This window comes from Sphingomonas sp. 2378 (assembly GCF_038084995.1).
Taxonomy (GTDB): Bacteria; Pseudomonadota; Alphaproteobacteria; order Sphingomonadales; family Sphingomonadaceae; genus Sphingomonas.
Genome location: NZ_JAXCMJ010000001.1, coordinates 210,384 through 226,705 on the forward strand (window position 1 = coordinate 210,384; position 16,322 = coordinate 226,705).

The 16,322-nt window shown below is 68.9% G+C and carries 10 protein-coding genes; 3 read left to right on the plus strand and 7 right to left on the minus strand.

Annotated features, from left to right (window positions below; translation table 11 throughout):
- The 7 genes from dacB to SM191_RS00970 all read right to left on the minus strand — a co-directional run bounded on the left by dacB (window position 1) and on the right by SM191_RS00970 (window position 9,552).
- The gene (gene dacB, locus SM191_RS00940; RefSeq protein ID WP_341504547.1) at window positions 1-1,425 is read right to left on the minus strand and encodes a D-alanyl-D-alanine carboxypeptidase/D-alanyl-D-alanine endopeptidase; all 1,425 of its coding nucleotides are present in this window, start codon (window positions 1,423-1,425) and stop codon (window positions 1-3) included.
- Window positions 1,422-2,306 carry a LysR family transcriptional regulator gene (locus tag SM191_RS00945; protein ID WP_307001005.1) on the minus strand — a complete coding sequence of 295 codons (885 nt, stop codon included), beginning with the start codon at window positions 2,304-2,306 and terminating at the stop codon, window positions 1,422-1,424. The genes dacB and SM191_RS00945 overlap by 4 nt, the downstream gene beginning before the upstream one ends.
- Window positions 2,303-3,568 (minus strand): dicarboxylate/amino acid:cation symporter, encoded by a 1,266-nt coding sequence (locus SM191_RS00950; RefSeq protein ID WP_341504548.1) that lies wholly within the window; start codon window positions 3,566-3,568, stop codon window positions 2,303-2,305. The genes SM191_RS00945 and SM191_RS00950 overlap by 4 nt, the downstream gene beginning before the upstream one ends.
- The gene (dgcA, locus tag SM191_RS00955; RefSeq protein ID WP_341504549.1) at window positions 3,559-4,557 is read right to left on the minus strand and encodes an N-acetyl-D-Glu racemase DgcA; all 999 of its coding nucleotides are present in this window, start codon (window positions 4,555-4,557) and stop codon (window positions 3,559-3,561) included. Before dgcA ends, SM191_RS00950 begins: the two co-directional genes overlap by 10 nt.
- Window positions 4,515-5,561 carry an N-acetyltransferase DgcN gene (gene dgcN, locus SM191_RS00960; RefSeq protein ID WP_341504550.1) on the minus strand — a complete coding sequence of 349 codons (1,047 nt, stop codon included), beginning with the start codon at window positions 5,559-5,561 and terminating at the stop codon, window positions 4,515-4,517. The genes dgcA and dgcN overlap by 43 nt, the downstream gene beginning before the upstream one ends.
- A gap of 71 nt (window positions 5,562-5,632) precedes the next feature.
- Window positions 5,633-7,219 carry an N-acyl-D-amino-acid deacylase family protein gene (locus tag SM191_RS00965; RefSeq protein WP_341504551.1) on the minus strand — a complete coding sequence of 529 codons (1,587 nt, stop codon included), beginning with the start codon at window positions 7,217-7,219 and terminating at the stop codon, window positions 5,633-5,635.
- The gene (locus SM191_RS00970) at window positions 7,216-9,552 is read right to left on the minus strand and encodes a penicillin acylase family protein (protein ID WP_341504553.1); all 2,337 of its coding nucleotides are present in this window, start codon (window positions 9,550-9,552) and stop codon (window positions 7,216-7,218) included. Before SM191_RS00970 ends, SM191_RS00965 begins: the two co-directional genes overlap by 4 nt.
- Window positions 9,553-9,827: 275 nt before the next feature.
- Between SM191_RS00970 and SM191_RS00975 the strand changes: the two genes are divergently transcribed.
- The 3 genes from SM191_RS00975 (at window position 9,828) to SM191_RS00985 (ending at window position 16,320) form a co-directional block, all read left to right on the plus strand.
- Complete coding sequence (locus SM191_RS00975) at window positions 9,828-12,776, plus strand: TonB-dependent receptor plug domain-containing protein (protein WP_341504554.1); 2,949 nt, start codon at window positions 9,828-9,830, stop codon at window positions 12,774-12,776.
- Window positions 12,777-12,868: 92 nt separating this feature from the next.
- Window positions 12,869-15,133, plus strand: coding sequence for a penicillin acylase family protein (locus tag SM191_RS00980; RefSeq protein WP_341504555.1), 2,265 nt, complete (start codon window positions 12,869-12,871; stop codon window positions 15,131-15,133).
- Window positions 15,130-16,320, plus strand: coding sequence for a serine hydrolase domain-containing protein (locus SM191_RS00985; protein ID WP_341504556.1), 1,191 nt, complete (start codon window positions 15,130-15,132; stop codon window positions 16,318-16,320). Before SM191_RS00980 ends, SM191_RS00985 begins: the two co-directional genes overlap by 4 nt.
- Window positions 16,321-16,322: the final 2 nt, after the last annotated feature.

Here is a 16,322-nt window from a genome sequence, read left to right on the forward strand (position 1 = left end):
TCAGTTCGCGGCGGCGATCGCCAGCAGCGCCGCGTCGATCGCCGCCGTAGCGCTCGCGTCGTCGGCCATGTCGTTGGCATAGGCGGCGAAGGTCAGCATCCGCCCGCTCGCCGCGATCATCGTGCCAGCCAGCGCATTGGCGGCGTTGAGCGTGCCGGTCTTCGCCATCAGCCGCCCAGCCAGCGCGGTACCGACGAACCGCCGCGCGAGCGTGCCGTCGGTGGCGGCAACGGGAAACGTCGCCAGCCATGCCGCACCCCAGGGCTGGGTCTCCGCCCAGCGCAACAGCGCCACCGTCGCGCGCGGAGTAACGCGGTTATAGTTGGACATGCCCGCGCCATCGGCAAAGTCATAGGTCGCGCGGGGCACGCCAGCACGGGCCAGCACCGTGTCGACGGCGGCATGCCCATCGGCGACCGACCCGCCCGGCCCCAGTCGGCGCAGCAGCAGTTCGGCGTGGAGATTCTGGCTCATCTTGTTGGTCTCGCGCAGATCCTCGGCCAGCGGCGGTGGCGTCAGGCCCGCCAGCACCGGCACGGGCGCAACGGCCGCAACGGGGCCGCCTCCGCGTCGCACGGGATCGTCAGCATCCGTCAACGGCCGGTGCCGCACGGTGATCCGCCCCGACACCGTCACGCCCGCCGCCCGCAGCAGTTGCGCGAACCGCCAGGCCGCCCGGTGCGCCGGATCATCGACCCCCAATCTCAGGACGACCGGCGCCGTCCCCAAGGCGAGACTGCCGGTCACACGCACAAGGTCGCTGCCCGGCATACGCTCGACCGAGAGCGTCCGTGCCCCGCCCACCGCGCCCGTCGTCGCGGCATTGTCGATCCGGTAATAGCCGTCACCGACGACCCGTGGCGGCGCACCCGGCGCGGTGGGTGTCACGGTCAGCGTCACGACATTGTCGTCCAGCGTCAGCGCCGAGATGCCGGTGCCATAGGCGCCGCTCATGTTGTTCCAGCTCATCCCCTGCGGCCAGCGCTCGTCGGGGAACGCCGTGTCGTCGCCGACGACATCGCCCACCGCCCGCGTGCGGCGCGCCACGGCTGTCGCCAGCTCCGCCAGGCAATCGACACGGCAATCGGGCGCGGAGGACAGGCGGGCATCGCCATGCCCCGCGAGGATCACCGTCGGGGTTCCCTGCCCCTCCAGCCGAACCGTCGCCCCACCCGGCGCATCGGGCGTCGCCACGTCCAGCGTCGCGAAGGCGGCGGCGGTGGTGAACAGCTTGGTGTTGGACGCGGGCACGAAGCGCTCGTCCGGGCGCAGCGCGACGATCTCGCGCCCCTCGGGATCGACGACCACCAGCCCGATGCGCGTGCCCGGCGGCGCCTTCGCCAGCGCCTCCATCGCGGCGGGCGGCAGCGGCGCCTCGACCGGCGCGCCCGCCAGCAACAGCGGCAGCAACAGGCCTCCCATCATCGGCGCTCGATCTCTTCGCTCAACAGGGTCAGGAACTCGGCCGCCAGCATCGAGGGCGGGCGATCGAGCAGATGGATGGCATGGACGTCGAAGGTGATCGACGGGCGAAGCGGCCGCATCGCGAGCCCCGGCGTCATCGATGCCGCCGCGGTGAAATTGTCGACGATCGCCAGCCCCACGCCTGCACGAACCAGCGCGGCGGCGATGTAGAAGGTCCGCGCCACCACGATCTCGTCCAGCACCAGATCGTGCCGGTCGATCTCCTCGGACAGCAGCTTGCCGATCGGGCCGCTGCCCTTGAGCGAGATCAGCGGCCGCCCGACCAGTTGCGACAATTCCAGCCGGGGCGGCGCATCGGGCATGTCGCGTTCGCGGTAAAGAACGACCATCTCGCCCTCGCCCAGCCAGTCATGAGTGAGCGCCACGCCGCGCGGCGGCTCGCTGGCGATGGCGATGTCGCTTTCGCGTTCATAGAGTTTACGGAGCAGGTCGTCGTGATGGACCGTCTGCAAGTCGAAGCGGACATCGGGCCGCCGGGCAAGAAACCGCGACACCGCATCGGGCAGCACCCCCAGGCCCAGACTGGGCAGCGCGGAGATGCGCAATGTCGTCCCGGCACCCATGCGCAGGTTGCGCCCCGCCTCGCGCAACGCGCGCACCCGCTCCTGGATATCGGCGACGTCGGCGAACAGCGCATGGGCGTCCTCGGTCGGCAACAGCCGCCCGTTCGAGCGCTGAAACAGCTCGAACCCCAGCAGGCTCTCGGCATGGCGGAGCGTCTTGGACACCGAGGGTTGCGACACGTTGAGGGCGCGGGCGGCGGCGGAGACCGAGCCGTTGACGTACACCGCGTGGAAAATCTCGATATGGCGAAGGTTCATCGATGCAAGCTAACGCCATCGCTCGACCCGCGAAAGCGCGCCGTATCCAGCTCTCCCTCGCCTCGCGCGACCAGCGTGGCGACCGCCAGATTGGCCGAGGCCGAGGGCACGGTGCGCGTCATGTCGAGCAATCGATCGAACGGCAGGACCAGCCCCACGACCAGCGCGGTCTGCTCCGCCCCGACGCCCACCGCCGACAGCATCGCCGCCAGCATGAACAGCGAGGCGGAGGGGACCGGCGCCGTCCCGAACGCCGCCAGCGCGCCGGTCAGCAACATGGTGACGAGCATGGTGGCGTCGGGCACGATGCCCAGCGCCTGCAACGCGAACTGGCCGAGCAGTCCGACATACATCGCGGTGCCGTCCTTGCCGATCGACGCGCCCAGCGGCAACACGGTCGAGGCGACGCCGCGCGACACGCCCAGATTGTCCTGCGCCACCCGCAACGCGACCGGTAGCGTCGCCGAGGACGAGGCGGTCGAAAAGGCGACGACCAGCGCATCGACGATCCCCCGGAAGAAGCGCACCACCGGCAGTCGCGCGATCAACCCGACCAGCCCGGCATGCACCACCAGCATCTGCACCAGCGACCCGAGCACGACCGCCAGCGCCAGCCAGCCGACATGGACGAACACCGCTGCGCCGTTCACCGCCACCGCCTGGGCGATCAGCGCGCAAACGCCGAACGGCGTCACCTCCATCACGGCGCGCACGATATGCAGCAGGACCGAGGACAGACCCTGGAGCAGCGCGACGACCGGCCGCCCCGCCTCACCCGCCATCACGCTGCCGGTGCCGAGCAGCACGGCGACGAAGATGATCGCCAGCATGTCGCCGCGCGCCAGCGCCTCGACGATGTTGGTCGGCACGATCGACAGCAATTGGTCGGCGGGCGTCACCGGGGGGCCGAGCGGATGGGGTACGACGCCCGCCAGCGGCATGGCCACGCCGGGCCTCAGCACTAGGCCCATCGCCATGCCGACCGACACCGCCACGAGCGTGGTCGCGGCGAACAGCCCCACGGTGCGCAGGCCGATCGACCCCAGCCGTCGCGGATCGCCCAAGGTCGCGATTCCGCCTGCGATGGTGACCAGCACCACCGGCACGACGAGCATCTTGATGAGCCGGACGAACAGCTCTCCGACCAGCCGGATCGCCCCGGCCGCCTCGGGCCGGAACAGCCCCAGCGCGACGCCGAGCAGCAACCCGCCGACCACCCGCTGCCACAGCGGAATGGCGAACCAGCCCCGGATCAGGCGCAAGCGGGCGTTCCCCAGAAGCCGGGTTGGGGCGGGCTCAGAATGCCGCCGTCATCGCGCACGCCGCCGGGGCGATCGGTCGCCAGCCAGAGCGGGCCGTCGAGATCGACGAAGTCCGCGCCCCCCGCCACCAGCATCGCGGGCGCGATCCCCAGCGACGAACACACCATGCACCCCATCATCACGCCGAACCCTCGCGCCCTCGCCTCCGTGGCCAGCGCCCATGCTTCGGTCAAGCCGCCGGTCTTGTCGAGCTTGACGTTGACATGGCTGTAGCGCCCGGCCAGTCGATCGAGGTCGGCGCGGGTGTGCAACGCCTCGTCGGCGCAGATCGGGATCGCGCCCGCCAGGTCGGCGAGCCCCTCATCCTCACCGGCGGGCACCGGCTGTTCGAGCAGGTCGACACGCTGAGCCAGCAGCATGGGCAGCCGGTCGGCGATGTCCCCCACCCGCCAGCTTTCATTGGGATCGACGATCAGTCGCGGCGTGGGTGCGACGGCGCGCACCGCCGCGATCTGATCGGCCGCCCCCTCGCGATCGACCTTGATCTTGAGCAGCGGCACCCGCGCCACGCCACGCGCGACCTGGGCCATCGCCTGCGGCGTATCGATCCCGATGGTGATCGCCGACGCCAGCGCGGCCACGGGCGGGATACCCGCCAGCGTGGCGACACTCGTCCCGGCCAGCCGCGCCTCCAGGTCCCATAGGGCGCAATCCACCGCGTTGCGCGCGGCCCCCGCCGGCATCGCCCCGGCGATGTCCGCTCGGGTCGCGCCATGCTCGATCAGGGCGCGTACGGCCTCGATGGCCGCGATCGCGCCGTCGATCGTCTCGCCATAGCGGGGATAGGGCACGCCCTCGCCCCATCCTTGCGCGTCGCCCTGGCGGATCGTTACCGTCACCACATCGGCGGCCGTCTTCACGCCGCGCGCGATGCGGAACGGCGCCCTTAGCGGGAAAGCGTCGTGACGAACGGTGAGGAAGCGTCGCATGACGTCTCCAGCAAGAGGTCGATGATCGGCTCGGCACCGAAGCGATAGGGATCGGTACAGGGCAGGCCCAGCGCATCCTCGGTCTCGGCGCAGAGACGTCGGGCGGCCGCCTCGTCGAGCTTGGCGGTGTTGAGCGCCACCCCGACGGCGCGGACGTCGGGGCTGGTCAGCCGGGCGACGCGCAGATTGGCCTCCAGGCAATCGGCCAGCCCCGGCATCGGGAAATGCGGCAGCCCGCGCATATGCGGGCGCAGCGGATCGTGGCACATCACCAATGCAGTCGGCTGTGCCCCGTGGAGCAGGCCGGTCGAAACGCCTGCAAAGGCCGGGTGGAACAGCGACCCCTGCCCCTCGATCAAGTCCCAGCCCTCATCCGTGCGGGCCGGGGCCAGCGTCTCGATCGCCCCTGCGATGAAGTCGGCCACCACCGCATCGAGCGGCACGCCCTCTCCTGCTATCAGGATGCCCGTCTGGCCGGTCGCCCGGAAGTCGGCGACGACACCCCGCGCGCGCATGGCATCCCGAAGGCAGAGCGTGGCGTACATCTTGCCGACCGAACAATCGGTGCCGACGGTCAGCAGCCGGTTGCCCGCCCGCCTGCGACCGTTGCCGACCGGCAGCGTCTCTGGCGCGTCACGCACGTCGAACAGGGTGACGCCGGCCTCCTTCGCCGCCGCGACCAGCACGGGCACGTCGCGCAGCCGCTGATGCAGCCCACAGGCGATGTTGAGCCCGGCACGGATCGCGGCCAGGGCGTCGCCGATCATCCAGTCGGGGAAACGCCCGCCCGGATTGGCGATGCCCAGCACCAGCGTCCGTGCGCCTGCCGTACGCCCGGCGGCGGCATCCATCCGGGGCAGGCCGAGCGTGAACGGACAATCGTCGTGCCGCCACTCGCCCACGCAATCGTCGCGGCGAAAGGCGGCCAGACCGCGCGATGTCTTGAGACCGATCTCGTCATCGGAATGGCCGAGATAGAGGAGGTAGGGAGCGGGAATGGTCATGATGCGAACATGATAGAAGCAACTCCCTATACGCCGCCAATCACGCTCGCATCGCCGCCTATAACGTCCGGCTATTGGCCGCAGCCGCCGGGCCGGGGCCGCAGCAGCGCCCGGCCCGCTGCAACGCCCGTCGCCGCCCCATCGGACAGCGCCCGTCGCCCGTTGACGAACAGTGCGCTCACCCCGACGCTGGGCACCCGCGGATGCATATAGTCGGCGCGCGGCGCATATGTCTGGGGATCGAGCACCACGACGTCGGCATAATAGCCGGGCCGGAGATATCCGCGCTGCGCGATGCGGTACATGTCCGCCGTGGCGCCGGTCGATCTGCGGATGAACCGGGACAGGCTGATCACCTTCCGCTCGACGACATAGGTGCGATAGAGTTGCGGGAAGGTCGCATATTGGCGCGGATGGCCGTCCGATCCGTCCGACGAGGTCACCACCCAGGGCTGTTTCATGATGAGGTCGACGTCGCGATCCACCATGTTGAAGCTGGCCACGTCGCTGCCCGCCGGGCCGGTGCGCGCCGCATTGGGCACGCGCAGGATACGGATCGCCGCATCGATCGGCGAGAGCCCCCACTGTGCCGCCATCGCGGCAAGCGTCTTGCCGCTCCAGGGCTGGCCCTGCGCGGTGAGCAGCAGCGAGTCCGCCCCGCCACGCCGACGCAGATTCTCCGCCATCTCGGTCTTCAGCCGCGCGAGTGCGGCCGGATCGTCGAACCGCGCGAGCAACCTGGCATAGCCGCCGTCCATCGCCCAACCCGGCACCAGCGCAGCATCGACGCTCGATCCCGAGGCGAGCCAGGGATATTGGTCGGCGGTCACGACCTGACCGGTGCGGCGGGCCGCCTCGATCGTGGCGATCAGCGCGGGCGCCTGGCCCTGCACATCGACGCCCAGCGCCTTCAGATGGGCGAAATGGACCGGCGTGCCCGCGATGCGCCCGATCTCGATCGCTTCCCGTGTCGAGGCGAGGAGGCCGATCGAATAATGGGCCTCGTCGCGCTGGTGCGTGTCGTACAGGCCGCCGCGCTTGCCCGCCTCGCTGGCGACCGCCGCCACCTCGTCCGTTTTGGCGAAGCTTTGCGGCGGATAGAACAGGCCGGTGGACAGGCCATAGGCGCCCTCGCACATCGCGCGGGCCGCAAGCCGCTTTTCCTCCGCCAGTTCGGCGGGCGTGGGCGCGCGGGCGTCCTGGCCCAGCACATGCTCGCGGATCGCGCCGAAGCCGACGAACGGCACCACATTGGTGCCGATCCCGCTCGCCTCCAGCGCCTTCGAGTCCTTCGCCACCTCGAACGTGCCATAGCCATCGACACCGATCACCACGGTCGAGACGCCCTGCGCCAGCCAGGGGAGATTGAGCCGCGCCTTCGGATCGGCCGAGCGGATATAGCTGTCCGGATGGGTATGCGCGTCGATCAGGCCCGGCGCGACGATCTTCCCCCGCGCGTCGACCACCGTGCCGGCCCGCGTGCCCCGCGACCGCCCGACATAGACGATGCGATCGCCCGACAGTTCGACATCGCCGATGAAGGGTGGCGTCTCCGCCCCCGTATAGATGGTGCCGCCCCGGATCACGACATCGACGCGCGGTGCGGTCGACGCCGTGGCGACGCACCAGACCAGGGCCATCAGGGCGAGGCGCTTCATGAAATGCTCCTTTCGGGTTGCAGGCGAGTGATGGTGGCCGCGACGGCATCGACCGACGATCGGCTGAACGGCATGGGCTGCATCGTGCCGACGCTCCAGGCCCCGACCTGATCCTGCCGGTGCGGCGAGCGCGGATCGTTCGACTGGCCCGGCAGGTTGAGCATCAGCGACCGGTCCCAGTCGCCGACGTCGATCACCTCCAGATAGCTCGCCCCGCCGCCGACCCGCCAGTCCGGCCCGTCGCCCAGCCAGCGCGCCATCACCGTAAAGCCGTCGCCGCCCGAGCCCCCTATTTCGATCACGGGAAAGGCTGCCGCGATCGCCGGAATCCGCGCAAGCGGATGGGTGATGCGGACACGGTGCAGCGCTTCCCACCGCCAGCCTGTCGGATCGGGCCCCAGCAGCCTGGCGGCTTCCGTCCAGCCGATGGCGAGCGACTGGTCGATCAGGTCGGGCCGGTCGGCGGCGACGCGCAACAGCTCGGGGGGCTCGATCGCGGGGATCAGGTCGCGCGCGCTTTCCGGGACGAGCGCGGCGACCATCCGAGCGTTCAGCTCGCGCAACACCACCTCGTACAGTGCAGCCGCCGCGCTCGCCCCGTCGATCCGCGCATCCCAGCGCGACAGCATCGCGACCGCCGCCCTGGCTTCGGGTGAGGGCTGGCGCGGCAGCATCGCCTGGAAACGCCGGGCGAGCGACGACAGCGTATCGTGCTGGAGCGCCACGCTGTCGGCCAGGCTGTGCCGCGTCTGTTTCGAGAGTGTCTCGGCAATGCGGTCATAGCGGGCGGGATCGCGGAACGAGAAGGCGGGGCTCCGTTCGACCGGCCAGCCGGGCGGCAGGTTGTTCTGGTTGGCGGAGGCGAACCAGCCCTTGGCGGGATCGAACTCGCCGGGCAAGGCGCGGAAATCGCGCATCCCCACCCAGTCGTAACGGCCATCGCCCGGCACCGGCAGCAGCCCCTTGCCGCGCTTGCGCTCCGGCCAGAAGCCGATGGCCTGCCACGCATGATGGCCGCGCACATCGGCATAATGGAAATTGGTGGGCGACGGGTGCAGCCTGAACGCCTCGCGCAACCCCGCCCAGTCCTGCGCGAGGTTGATCGCCACCATGGAGAACGCTCCCGATCCGCCCGGCTGCATCCCGACCGAGGCGATCGCGGTCGCGCGCGAACGGGCCGGATCGTGCGACACCACCGGCCCCTGCACCGAATAACGAAGCACGGCGCGATACGGCGGCGCATCCTTCACGGGAATGTCGATCACCTGCCGCTCGAACCGTGTCCAGCCGCCGTCATGGCGGTAGCGCTCCGGGTCGTCCGGGTGGAGGTCCAGCACGAACATGTCTTCCTGATCGATGTGGAAATTGGTGCGACCGAAGGCGAAGCGGTCGGTATGCCCCTGCATGATACCCGCCAGCCCGGGCGCTCCGCCGCCGATCACGTCGAGGCCGGGTGCTGTGAGATGGGCGACATGGCGCGGGCCGAACCCGCCGATGCCCAGATGCGGATCATTGGCCAGGATCGGACGACCGGTGGCGGTGCGGCGGCCCGCCACCGTCCAGGCGTTCGACCCGGCATTGGTGGCGCTCAACATCTCGTCCCGGTCGCGGGTCCGCGTCCCCGGCCCGAAAGGCAAGGGCCCAAGCTGCAAAACGCCCATATCCGCCTCGCTGACCTGCGCCGGGTCCAGCCCCTCCGGCACGGTCATGGCGGTCGCAGGGCGCAAAGGTGCCACCAGCCGGTCGAGATCGAGCCGCCCCATCGCCGCCAGCATGGCGCGGCGGATCTCGTCATCGACATTGCCGACCGAGCCGCTGCGCGCCAGCACCAGATCACGCAGTTCCCAACGCAGCGGCATCACGCCCAGGATGCGATATTCCAGCGGCAGCAGGGTCGGATCGTGCTCGACCTCGGCGATCCGGGCATTGATCCCCGCGACATAGCCGCGCACGCAGTCCAGCACCGGCGACGGCACATGCGCCAGTTCGGCCTCAAGGTCGCCGCGATAATGGAACAGCCGCGCCTTGGCGTCGTGCACCGCGAACGCCGCGCCGAACGCCTCGGCCATCCGCCCCATTTCCCGGCGATGGGCGAAGTCGATCTGGAACAGCCGGTCGCGCGCGACGACATAGCCCTGACCGAAAAAGGCGTCCGCCTTGGTCCGCGCGCGGATATGTGGGACACCCCAGCGATCATCGACGATCTCGATCGGCCGCGACAGTCCGGGAACCGTCGCATGGGTGGTCGGCGTGATCGCCTGGGCGATCCCCCGCCACGGCGCGAGCGCGCCCAACGCCGTGGCGCCGAGCAGGAATGTACGGCGAGAGACCATGATTTCCCCTTCTCGAACCACCCCGTGGCGCGCCGCCGCAACGTCGTTGGCGTCCAGGCCGACAGGGCGGCCGGTCCCGAAGCATAGGGCTGCGAGACAGGCGTGCAATGCCACCATAATCCAAGGCTATGGCCCACCCAACGATCGGTAGTCGGTCGACCCTTGACCCGGGTTACGTCTCGCCTGCACCATCCCGGATGCACGGATCAGCGATAAGACCATGACCGTCCGCAGGGAGATCACGCTCCGAAGATCGTGAATATGGGGGATTGCAGATGACCGACGGATCTTGGCTCCGGCTGATCAGGGCCGGTACGGGCCTGACAGCCTTGTCGATGGCGCTCGCCGCCCCCGCCTGGGCCCAGACGACGCCCGCCGCCGACGTGCCGCCGCCACCGGCGACGGGCGGTACGGACATCGATCCGGACGACGTGACCGTCACCGGCACCCGGATCATCCGCAACGGATTCCAGTCGCCGACGCCGCTGACCGTGGCAACGCAGGAGGACATCCTCAACACCTCCCCGACCAACAACATCGCGGATTTCGTCAACCAATTGCCCGCGCTGGCGGGGTCCACCCGCCCCTCCAATTCGCGCCTGGCGATCAGTTCCGGCCTGGCGGGCATCAACGCGCTCAACCTGCGCGGCCTGGGCGAGATTCGCACGCTGGTGCTGCTCGACGGACGGCGGACGGTTTCGTCGAGCGTCACCGGGCTGGTCGACGTCAACACCTTTCCCCAGGCCCTGGTGAAGAGCGTCGAGATCGTCACCGGCGGCGCCTCCGCCGCCTATGGATCGGACGCGGTCGCCGGTGTCGTCAACTTCGTGCTCGACAAGAAATATCAGGGCATCAAGATCCTGGCCGACAACGGCATCACCGAACGGGGTGACGGGGCCAATTACTCGTTCAGCGCCGCCGTCGGCACCGCCTTTGGCAGCGACGATCGCGGGCACCTGCTGCTGAGCGGCGAATGGGCGCATCGCGACGGCATCTTCCGGGTCGATCGCGACTGGAACGCGCGCGGCGTCGTCCGCATCACCAATCCCAACTACACCAACACCAATGGCCAGCCGCAATATCTGATCCGCCAGCCGGTCGGCGTCGCCAACACCACGCCGGGCGGCATCATCCTCAATTCCAGCGGTGGCGTCGCGAACCGGCTTCGCGGCATCTATTTCGGGCAGGGCGGCGCGGCGAGCCAGTTCCAATATGGCGCGCTCAGCTTCCCAGCGCCGGGCGGATCGACCGCCCCCTCGCTAACCCAGGGCGGCGACTGGCGCGTCAACGACCAGGGCCGCAATATCGGCCTGGATGCGGACGACGACCGCCGGGGCGCGTTCGGCCGGTTGAGCTACGAGGTCGCGACCGGCGTGACGCTGTTCGCCGAGGCATCCTATAACTGGCAAAAGACGCTGTTCAACGCCGGGCCGCAATCGACGACCGGCATCACGCTGACGGCGGCCAACCCGTATCTCCAGGCCGCGCTCGCCAATGCGGTGTCCGCCAGGCTCATCACCCCGGCGGAGCGCTCCGCCGTCACCTCGGTCACGGTCGGCAGCACCGCCGTCGACCTCCCCTATCGCAAGAACAACAGCAGCCGCGACGTGCAACGCTATGCGATCGGCGGCGAAGGCGAGTTCCAGGCATTCGGCCATAAGGCCTTCTGGAACGTCTATGGCCAATATGGCGAGACGAACGCGCATGAGCAACTGCGCGACATCATGAACACCGCCAACATGGCCAATGCGACCGATGCGGTCGCGGCGCCAGCCGGCAATGCGCTGGGGGTGGCGGCGGGCACGATCGTGTGCCGATCCTCGCTGACCGCGCCGACCAATGGCTGCGTGCCGCTCAACCGGCTGGGCATCGGCGTCGCCAATGCGGCCGCGATCGACTATGTGCTGGGCGACCCTTACCGCGACCAGAAACTGAAGCAGACGGTCGCTGGGGCCAATCTGTCGCTGACCCCCTTCGCGACCTGGGCGGGTGACGTCAGCGTCGCGGTGGGCGGCGAATATCGCCGCGAGTCGGTGTCGGGCTTCGTGCCCAGCCAGTTCCAGACCGGCTGGTCGGTGGGCAATTTCCTGCCCACCTTCGGCAGCTATCACGTCAAGGAGGCCTATCTCGAAACGGCGGTTCCGCTGGGCCTGGGCCTCGAATTCAACGGAGCGGTTCGCGGGACCGACTATTCCACTTCGGGCTATGTCACGACATGGAAGGTCGGCGCGACGTGGCAGCCCATCCCGGACATCCGCTTCCGCGCCACCCGTTCGCGCGACATCCGCGCGCCCAATCTCAGCGAGCTGTACGCGTCCGGTACGTCGCGGACCAACACGCTGACCGATCCGGCGACCGGGCGGACGACCGTCACCTTCCGCGAGATCACGACCGGCAACCCCAATCTGCGCCCCGAAAAGGCCGATTCGGTCTCCATCGGCGTCGTGCTACAGCCCCGCTTCCTGCCCGGCTTCTCGGCATCCGTCGACGGCTTCGACATCAAGCTGAAGGACGCGATCGGGCAGTTCTTCGCCCAGGACATCATCAATCGCTGCTATGAGGGGCGCAGGGACTTCTGCGCCGCCTATGGCCCCGATCCGACGGGCGATCGCGAGCTGTTCTTCCGCGCCAGCCCGTTCAACTTCGCCCGCCAATGGGTGCGCGGCATCGACTTCGACGCCAGCTACCGGGTGCCGCTCAGCGAAATCTTCGATCGAGCCCCCGGTGCGGTGACGCTGCACGGACTGGCGACGCGCTACATCCACAACATCACCGACAGCGGCGTGCCCAATGTGGTGCCGATCGACATCGTCGGCCAGTTGAGCGGCACCAGCCCGCCCGAATGGATCTATCGCTTCAACCTGGGCTATGAGAACGACCGCTTCTCGGTCACCGGCACGGCGCGCGGGGTGAGCAGCGGCACCTATGGCAACAATTACATCGTCTGCGACGGCAATTGCCCGACCGGACGCCCCGCCGCGACCGTATCGCAGTTCCCGACGATCGACAACAACGCCATCTCGGGCGTGATGTATCTCGACCTGAACCTGACCGCCAAGATCGAAACCCGCGGCGGCGGGCGGGCCGAGGTTTTCCTGAACGTCACCAATTTGCTGGATCGCGATCCCATCCTGCTGCCGGAAACCGGGCTTGCGGCCAACAGCACCTATTCGGACCTGCTCGGCCGCGCCTTCCGGGTCGGCGTCCGGTTCCAGACACGCTGAACCGGGGCGGCGGCGATGAGATGTGCGCCCGATCATCGCCGCCGCCTCTCGGCACCGTTCCACAGTCCCACGCCGCCAGGGAGGTAAGCGGCGTGGCACGCGGCCCGGTGACCATCGCAGACGACGAATGGGGCGTGCCGCATATTCGCGCATCCTCCATTCCCGATGCCTATTTCGGCCAGGGCTATGTCGTCGCCCGCGACCGGTTGTTCCAGATCGATCTCCAGATGCGGCGCGACCTCGGCCGGCTGGCGGAGGCTTTCGGCGCCCGGTTCGTACTCCATGACCATGCCGCGCGCCTGCTGCTCTATCGCGGCGACGTCGCCGCCGAACTGGCGGGGCTTCCCGCCGATGTGGTCGCCTGCGCCCGGGCCTATGTCGATGGGATCAACGCCCGCATCGCAGAATTGGAGGACGATCCCTCGCTCTTGCCCCCCGAATATGGCGTATTGAAGCTGCGACCGCTGCGCTGGGACATCGCCGATCTGGTCCGCATCCGCAGCGGCGACATGGGCAGCGTCACCGACGAAGTCCGTCGCGCCCGACTGGCGGCGCTCGGCCTGCTCGACCTCGACGCGCTGGTCGCGCCGCTGGCCGGGAACTGGACGCCGCAGCTACCTGAAGGACTTGATTTGGCCGCCATCTCGCAGGCCGATCTGGGTATCCTCGGCGAGACCGAGGGGCCTCTACCCTGGAACGATACCTCGTTTGCCGGTTGCGATCCGGTCGAGGACCGTCTCGACCGCGAAGCCCATGGCAGCAACGCCTGGACGATCTCCGCCGCACGCTCGGCCACCGGTCGCCCGATCCTGGCCAACGACCCGCATCTAGGCATCGGCGGCTTCTCGCCGCGCCACCTCGCTCATCTCACCGCGCCCGGCTTCGACGTGATCGGCGCCGGAAGCCCTGGCATGCCCGGCATCATGCAGGGCCATACCGACTATTACGCGTTCGGGCGGACCAATTCGCATATCGACCAGGAGGATTTGTACGTCCTGGAACTCGACCCGAACGATCCCGAAACCTATCGCCATCAGGGGCAATGGAAACGGTTCGCGCGGACGTCCGAGGCGATCCGCGTGAAGGACGCCGACGATGTGGCGGTGACGCTCCGCCATGCCGAACACGGCCCCGTGCTGCTGCACGATCCGTCCCGCCTGCGTGCCACGGCGCTGGCGTCGGTCTCGCTGCGTCCCGGCGTCAACATGACCTTCGCCATCATCGCGCTCAACCTGGCGCGGAACTGGGACGAACTCGCCAAGGCGGCGCGGCTGCACGTCGCACCGACCAATCTCCATTATGCCGATGTCGACGGCAATATCGGCTGGCGGCTGCTCGGCCATGTTCCGGTCCGCCCACGGCATGACGGGCTGTTGCCGGTGCCGGGCGACGGAGGCTATGACTGGCAGGGCATCCTTCCGACCGAGCAGATGCCGACGCTTCTCAATCCGGTGCAAGGCTGGTTCGCCTCGGCCAACCAGTTCAACCTTCCGCCGGAATGGTCGTCGGCCAAAGGGGTGACGAGCTTCACCTGGAACGCCCCCTATCGCTACGACCGTATCGCGCAGGTCGTCGGCGAAGCAGGCAGCCATAGCCTGTCCGACAGCGTGGCGTTGCAGCATGACGATCTGTCCCTCCCCGCGCTGGCGCTTCTGCCGCTGCTGCCCAAGGGGCTCGACGGCATGGCGGCCCGGGCGGCGGCCCTGTTGCGCGACTGGGATGCCCGGCTGGGCGCGGACAGCGCACCCGCCGCGCTGTTCGAGATGCTGTGGATCGAACTCGGCAAGGCCTGCCTCGCCGCCATCGTGCCCGACGCGGCGCGCGATCTGGTGACGTCGATCGATCCACGACCGATGCTCGCGCTCCTCACCCGCCCCGACGAGCGGCTCGGTACCGAGCCGGAGGCGGCACGCGATGCCCTTCTCGCAAGCGTGCTCGGTCGGGCCTGGGAGGTCGCGATGGAGACGTTCGGCGCCGATCCGGCCCTCTGGCGCTGGGGCGATGCTCACCGCGTCGTCCTTCGCCATCCCCTGTCGGGGTGGCCGGGGATCGACTCCGTGCTGCCCGCAATCGAGGGCGGGCGATCCGGGGGCGATGCCTTCACGGTGATGGCGCGCGGCTATGTCGCGGCCCGAGACTATCATGTCAGCCACGGCGCGAGCTTCCTGATGGTCTGCGATGTCGGCGATTGGGACAAAAGCGTGGTCCTCTCCCTGCCCGGCCAGTCGATCGACCCGCGCTCCCCGCATTATCGCGACGCCTATGCGACATGGCTGGCGGGGCAGGCCCGCCCCTTTCCCTTTGGCAGAGAGGCGGTCGACGCGCATATTCGCCACATGACCAAGCTTCACCCATGACGATCGACCGGCGGCGCTTCGTACAGGGGATGACCGTGGCGGCGATGTTCGCCCCCTCGGCCGCTACCGGGGCACCGACGCCACGCTTCGCCACCGCCTTTGACGAAATCCGATCCTGGGTCGGCAAGGCCTTTCCCGGCGCGGTCGTCGCGATCGGCACCCATGGCAGGCTGGCGGCACTGCGAAGCGTCGGACGGATGTCGTCCGCGCCCGATGCACCGCCGATGCCCCGCAACGCGATCTTCGATCTCGCCTCGCTCACCAAGGTCGTCGGCACGACGACCGCGGCCGAGTTGCTCTACGACCGGGGGTTGCTCGATCTCTATCGCCCGGTGATCGCCTATCTCCCGACCTTCGCCGCCACGCCCGGACATGAGCGGATCACCATACGGCACCTGCTCAGCCATAGTTCGGGCCTGTTCACCACCGATCTCCTCTGGCAGCACAGCCGCGACCGGCAGGAACTGCTCGCCCTGATCGACCATATGCCGGTCGCGTGGCCACCCGGTTCGCGCTACCAGTATCGCGACGAAAACATGATCCTGATGGGGGAAATCGTCGAGCGCCTGTCTGGCAAGCCGCTCGACCGGTTCTTGCACGACACTGCATTCGGGCCGCTGGCGATGAAGGATACCGGCTTCAACCCGCCCGCCAGCCGGTTGGAAAGGATTGCGCCGACCGAGCAGGACGATGTGTTCCGCCACCGGCTGATCCGGGGCGTGGTGCATGACGAGAACGCCTATGTGCTGGGCGGTGTTGCCGGACATGCCGGGCTCTTTTCGACCGCGCGGGACCTGGCCAAGCTGGCGGAGCTCTATCTTCGCGGCGGCAAAGGGTTGCTGAAGCCATCCAGCATCGCCGCCTTTACCACACGCCAGGCCGAACCGCCGGGCACGTCGCGCGCGCTCGGGTGGGACATGCCCGACGCATCCGGCAGCTTTGCCGGTCCACGCGCCTCCCCCGACGCGCTGATCCATACCGGCTTCACCGGCACGTCCCTCTATATCGACCGCCAGCGTGACGCCTTCATCGTCCTCCTGACCAATCGCGTAAATCCCACCCGCGACAACAAGCGCATCGGTGAAGCCCGGATCGCGATCCACACCGCGATATTGGCGGCGATCGACGGCCTTCCCTTGGACAGACAGCCGCGCCCGGACCGGATACGTTCGCAACGGCGGCGATAGAG

What these genes read in the sequence shown, in the direction of transcription:
- SM191_RS00975 (WP_341504554.1), top strand. Translation starts at nt 9,828, where the DNA reads ATGACCGACGGATCTTGGCTCCGGCTGATCAGGGCCGGTACGGGCCTG.
- SM191_RS00970 (WP_341504553.1), bottom strand. Translation starts at nt 9,552, where the DNA reads ATGGTCTCTCGCCGTACATTCCTGCTCGGCGCCACGGCGTTGGGCGCG.
- SM191_RS00985 (WP_341504556.1), top strand. Translation starts at nt 15,130, where the DNA reads ATGACGATCGACCGGCGGCGCTTCGTACAGGGGATGACCGTGGCGGCG.
- SM191_RS00965 (WP_341504551.1), bottom strand. Translation starts at nt 7,219, where the DNA reads ATGAAGCGCCTCGCCCTGATGGCCCTGGTCTGGTGCGTCGCCACGGCG.
- dgcN (WP_341504550.1), bottom strand. Translation starts at nt 5,561, where the DNA reads ATGACCATTCCCGCTCCCTACCTCCTCTATCTCGGCCATTCCGATGAC.
- dacB (WP_341504547.1), bottom strand. Translation starts at nt 1,425, where the DNA reads ATGATGGGAGGCCTGTTGCTGCCGCTGTTGCTGGCGGGCGCGCCGGTC.
- dgcA (WP_341504549.1), bottom strand. Translation starts at nt 4,557, where the DNA reads ATGCGACGCTTCCTCACCGTTCGTCACGACGCTTTCCCGCTAAGGGCG.
- SM191_RS00945 (WP_307001005.1), bottom strand. Translation starts at nt 2,306, where the DNA reads ATGAACCTTCGCCATATCGAGATTTTCCACGCGGTGTACGTCAACGGC.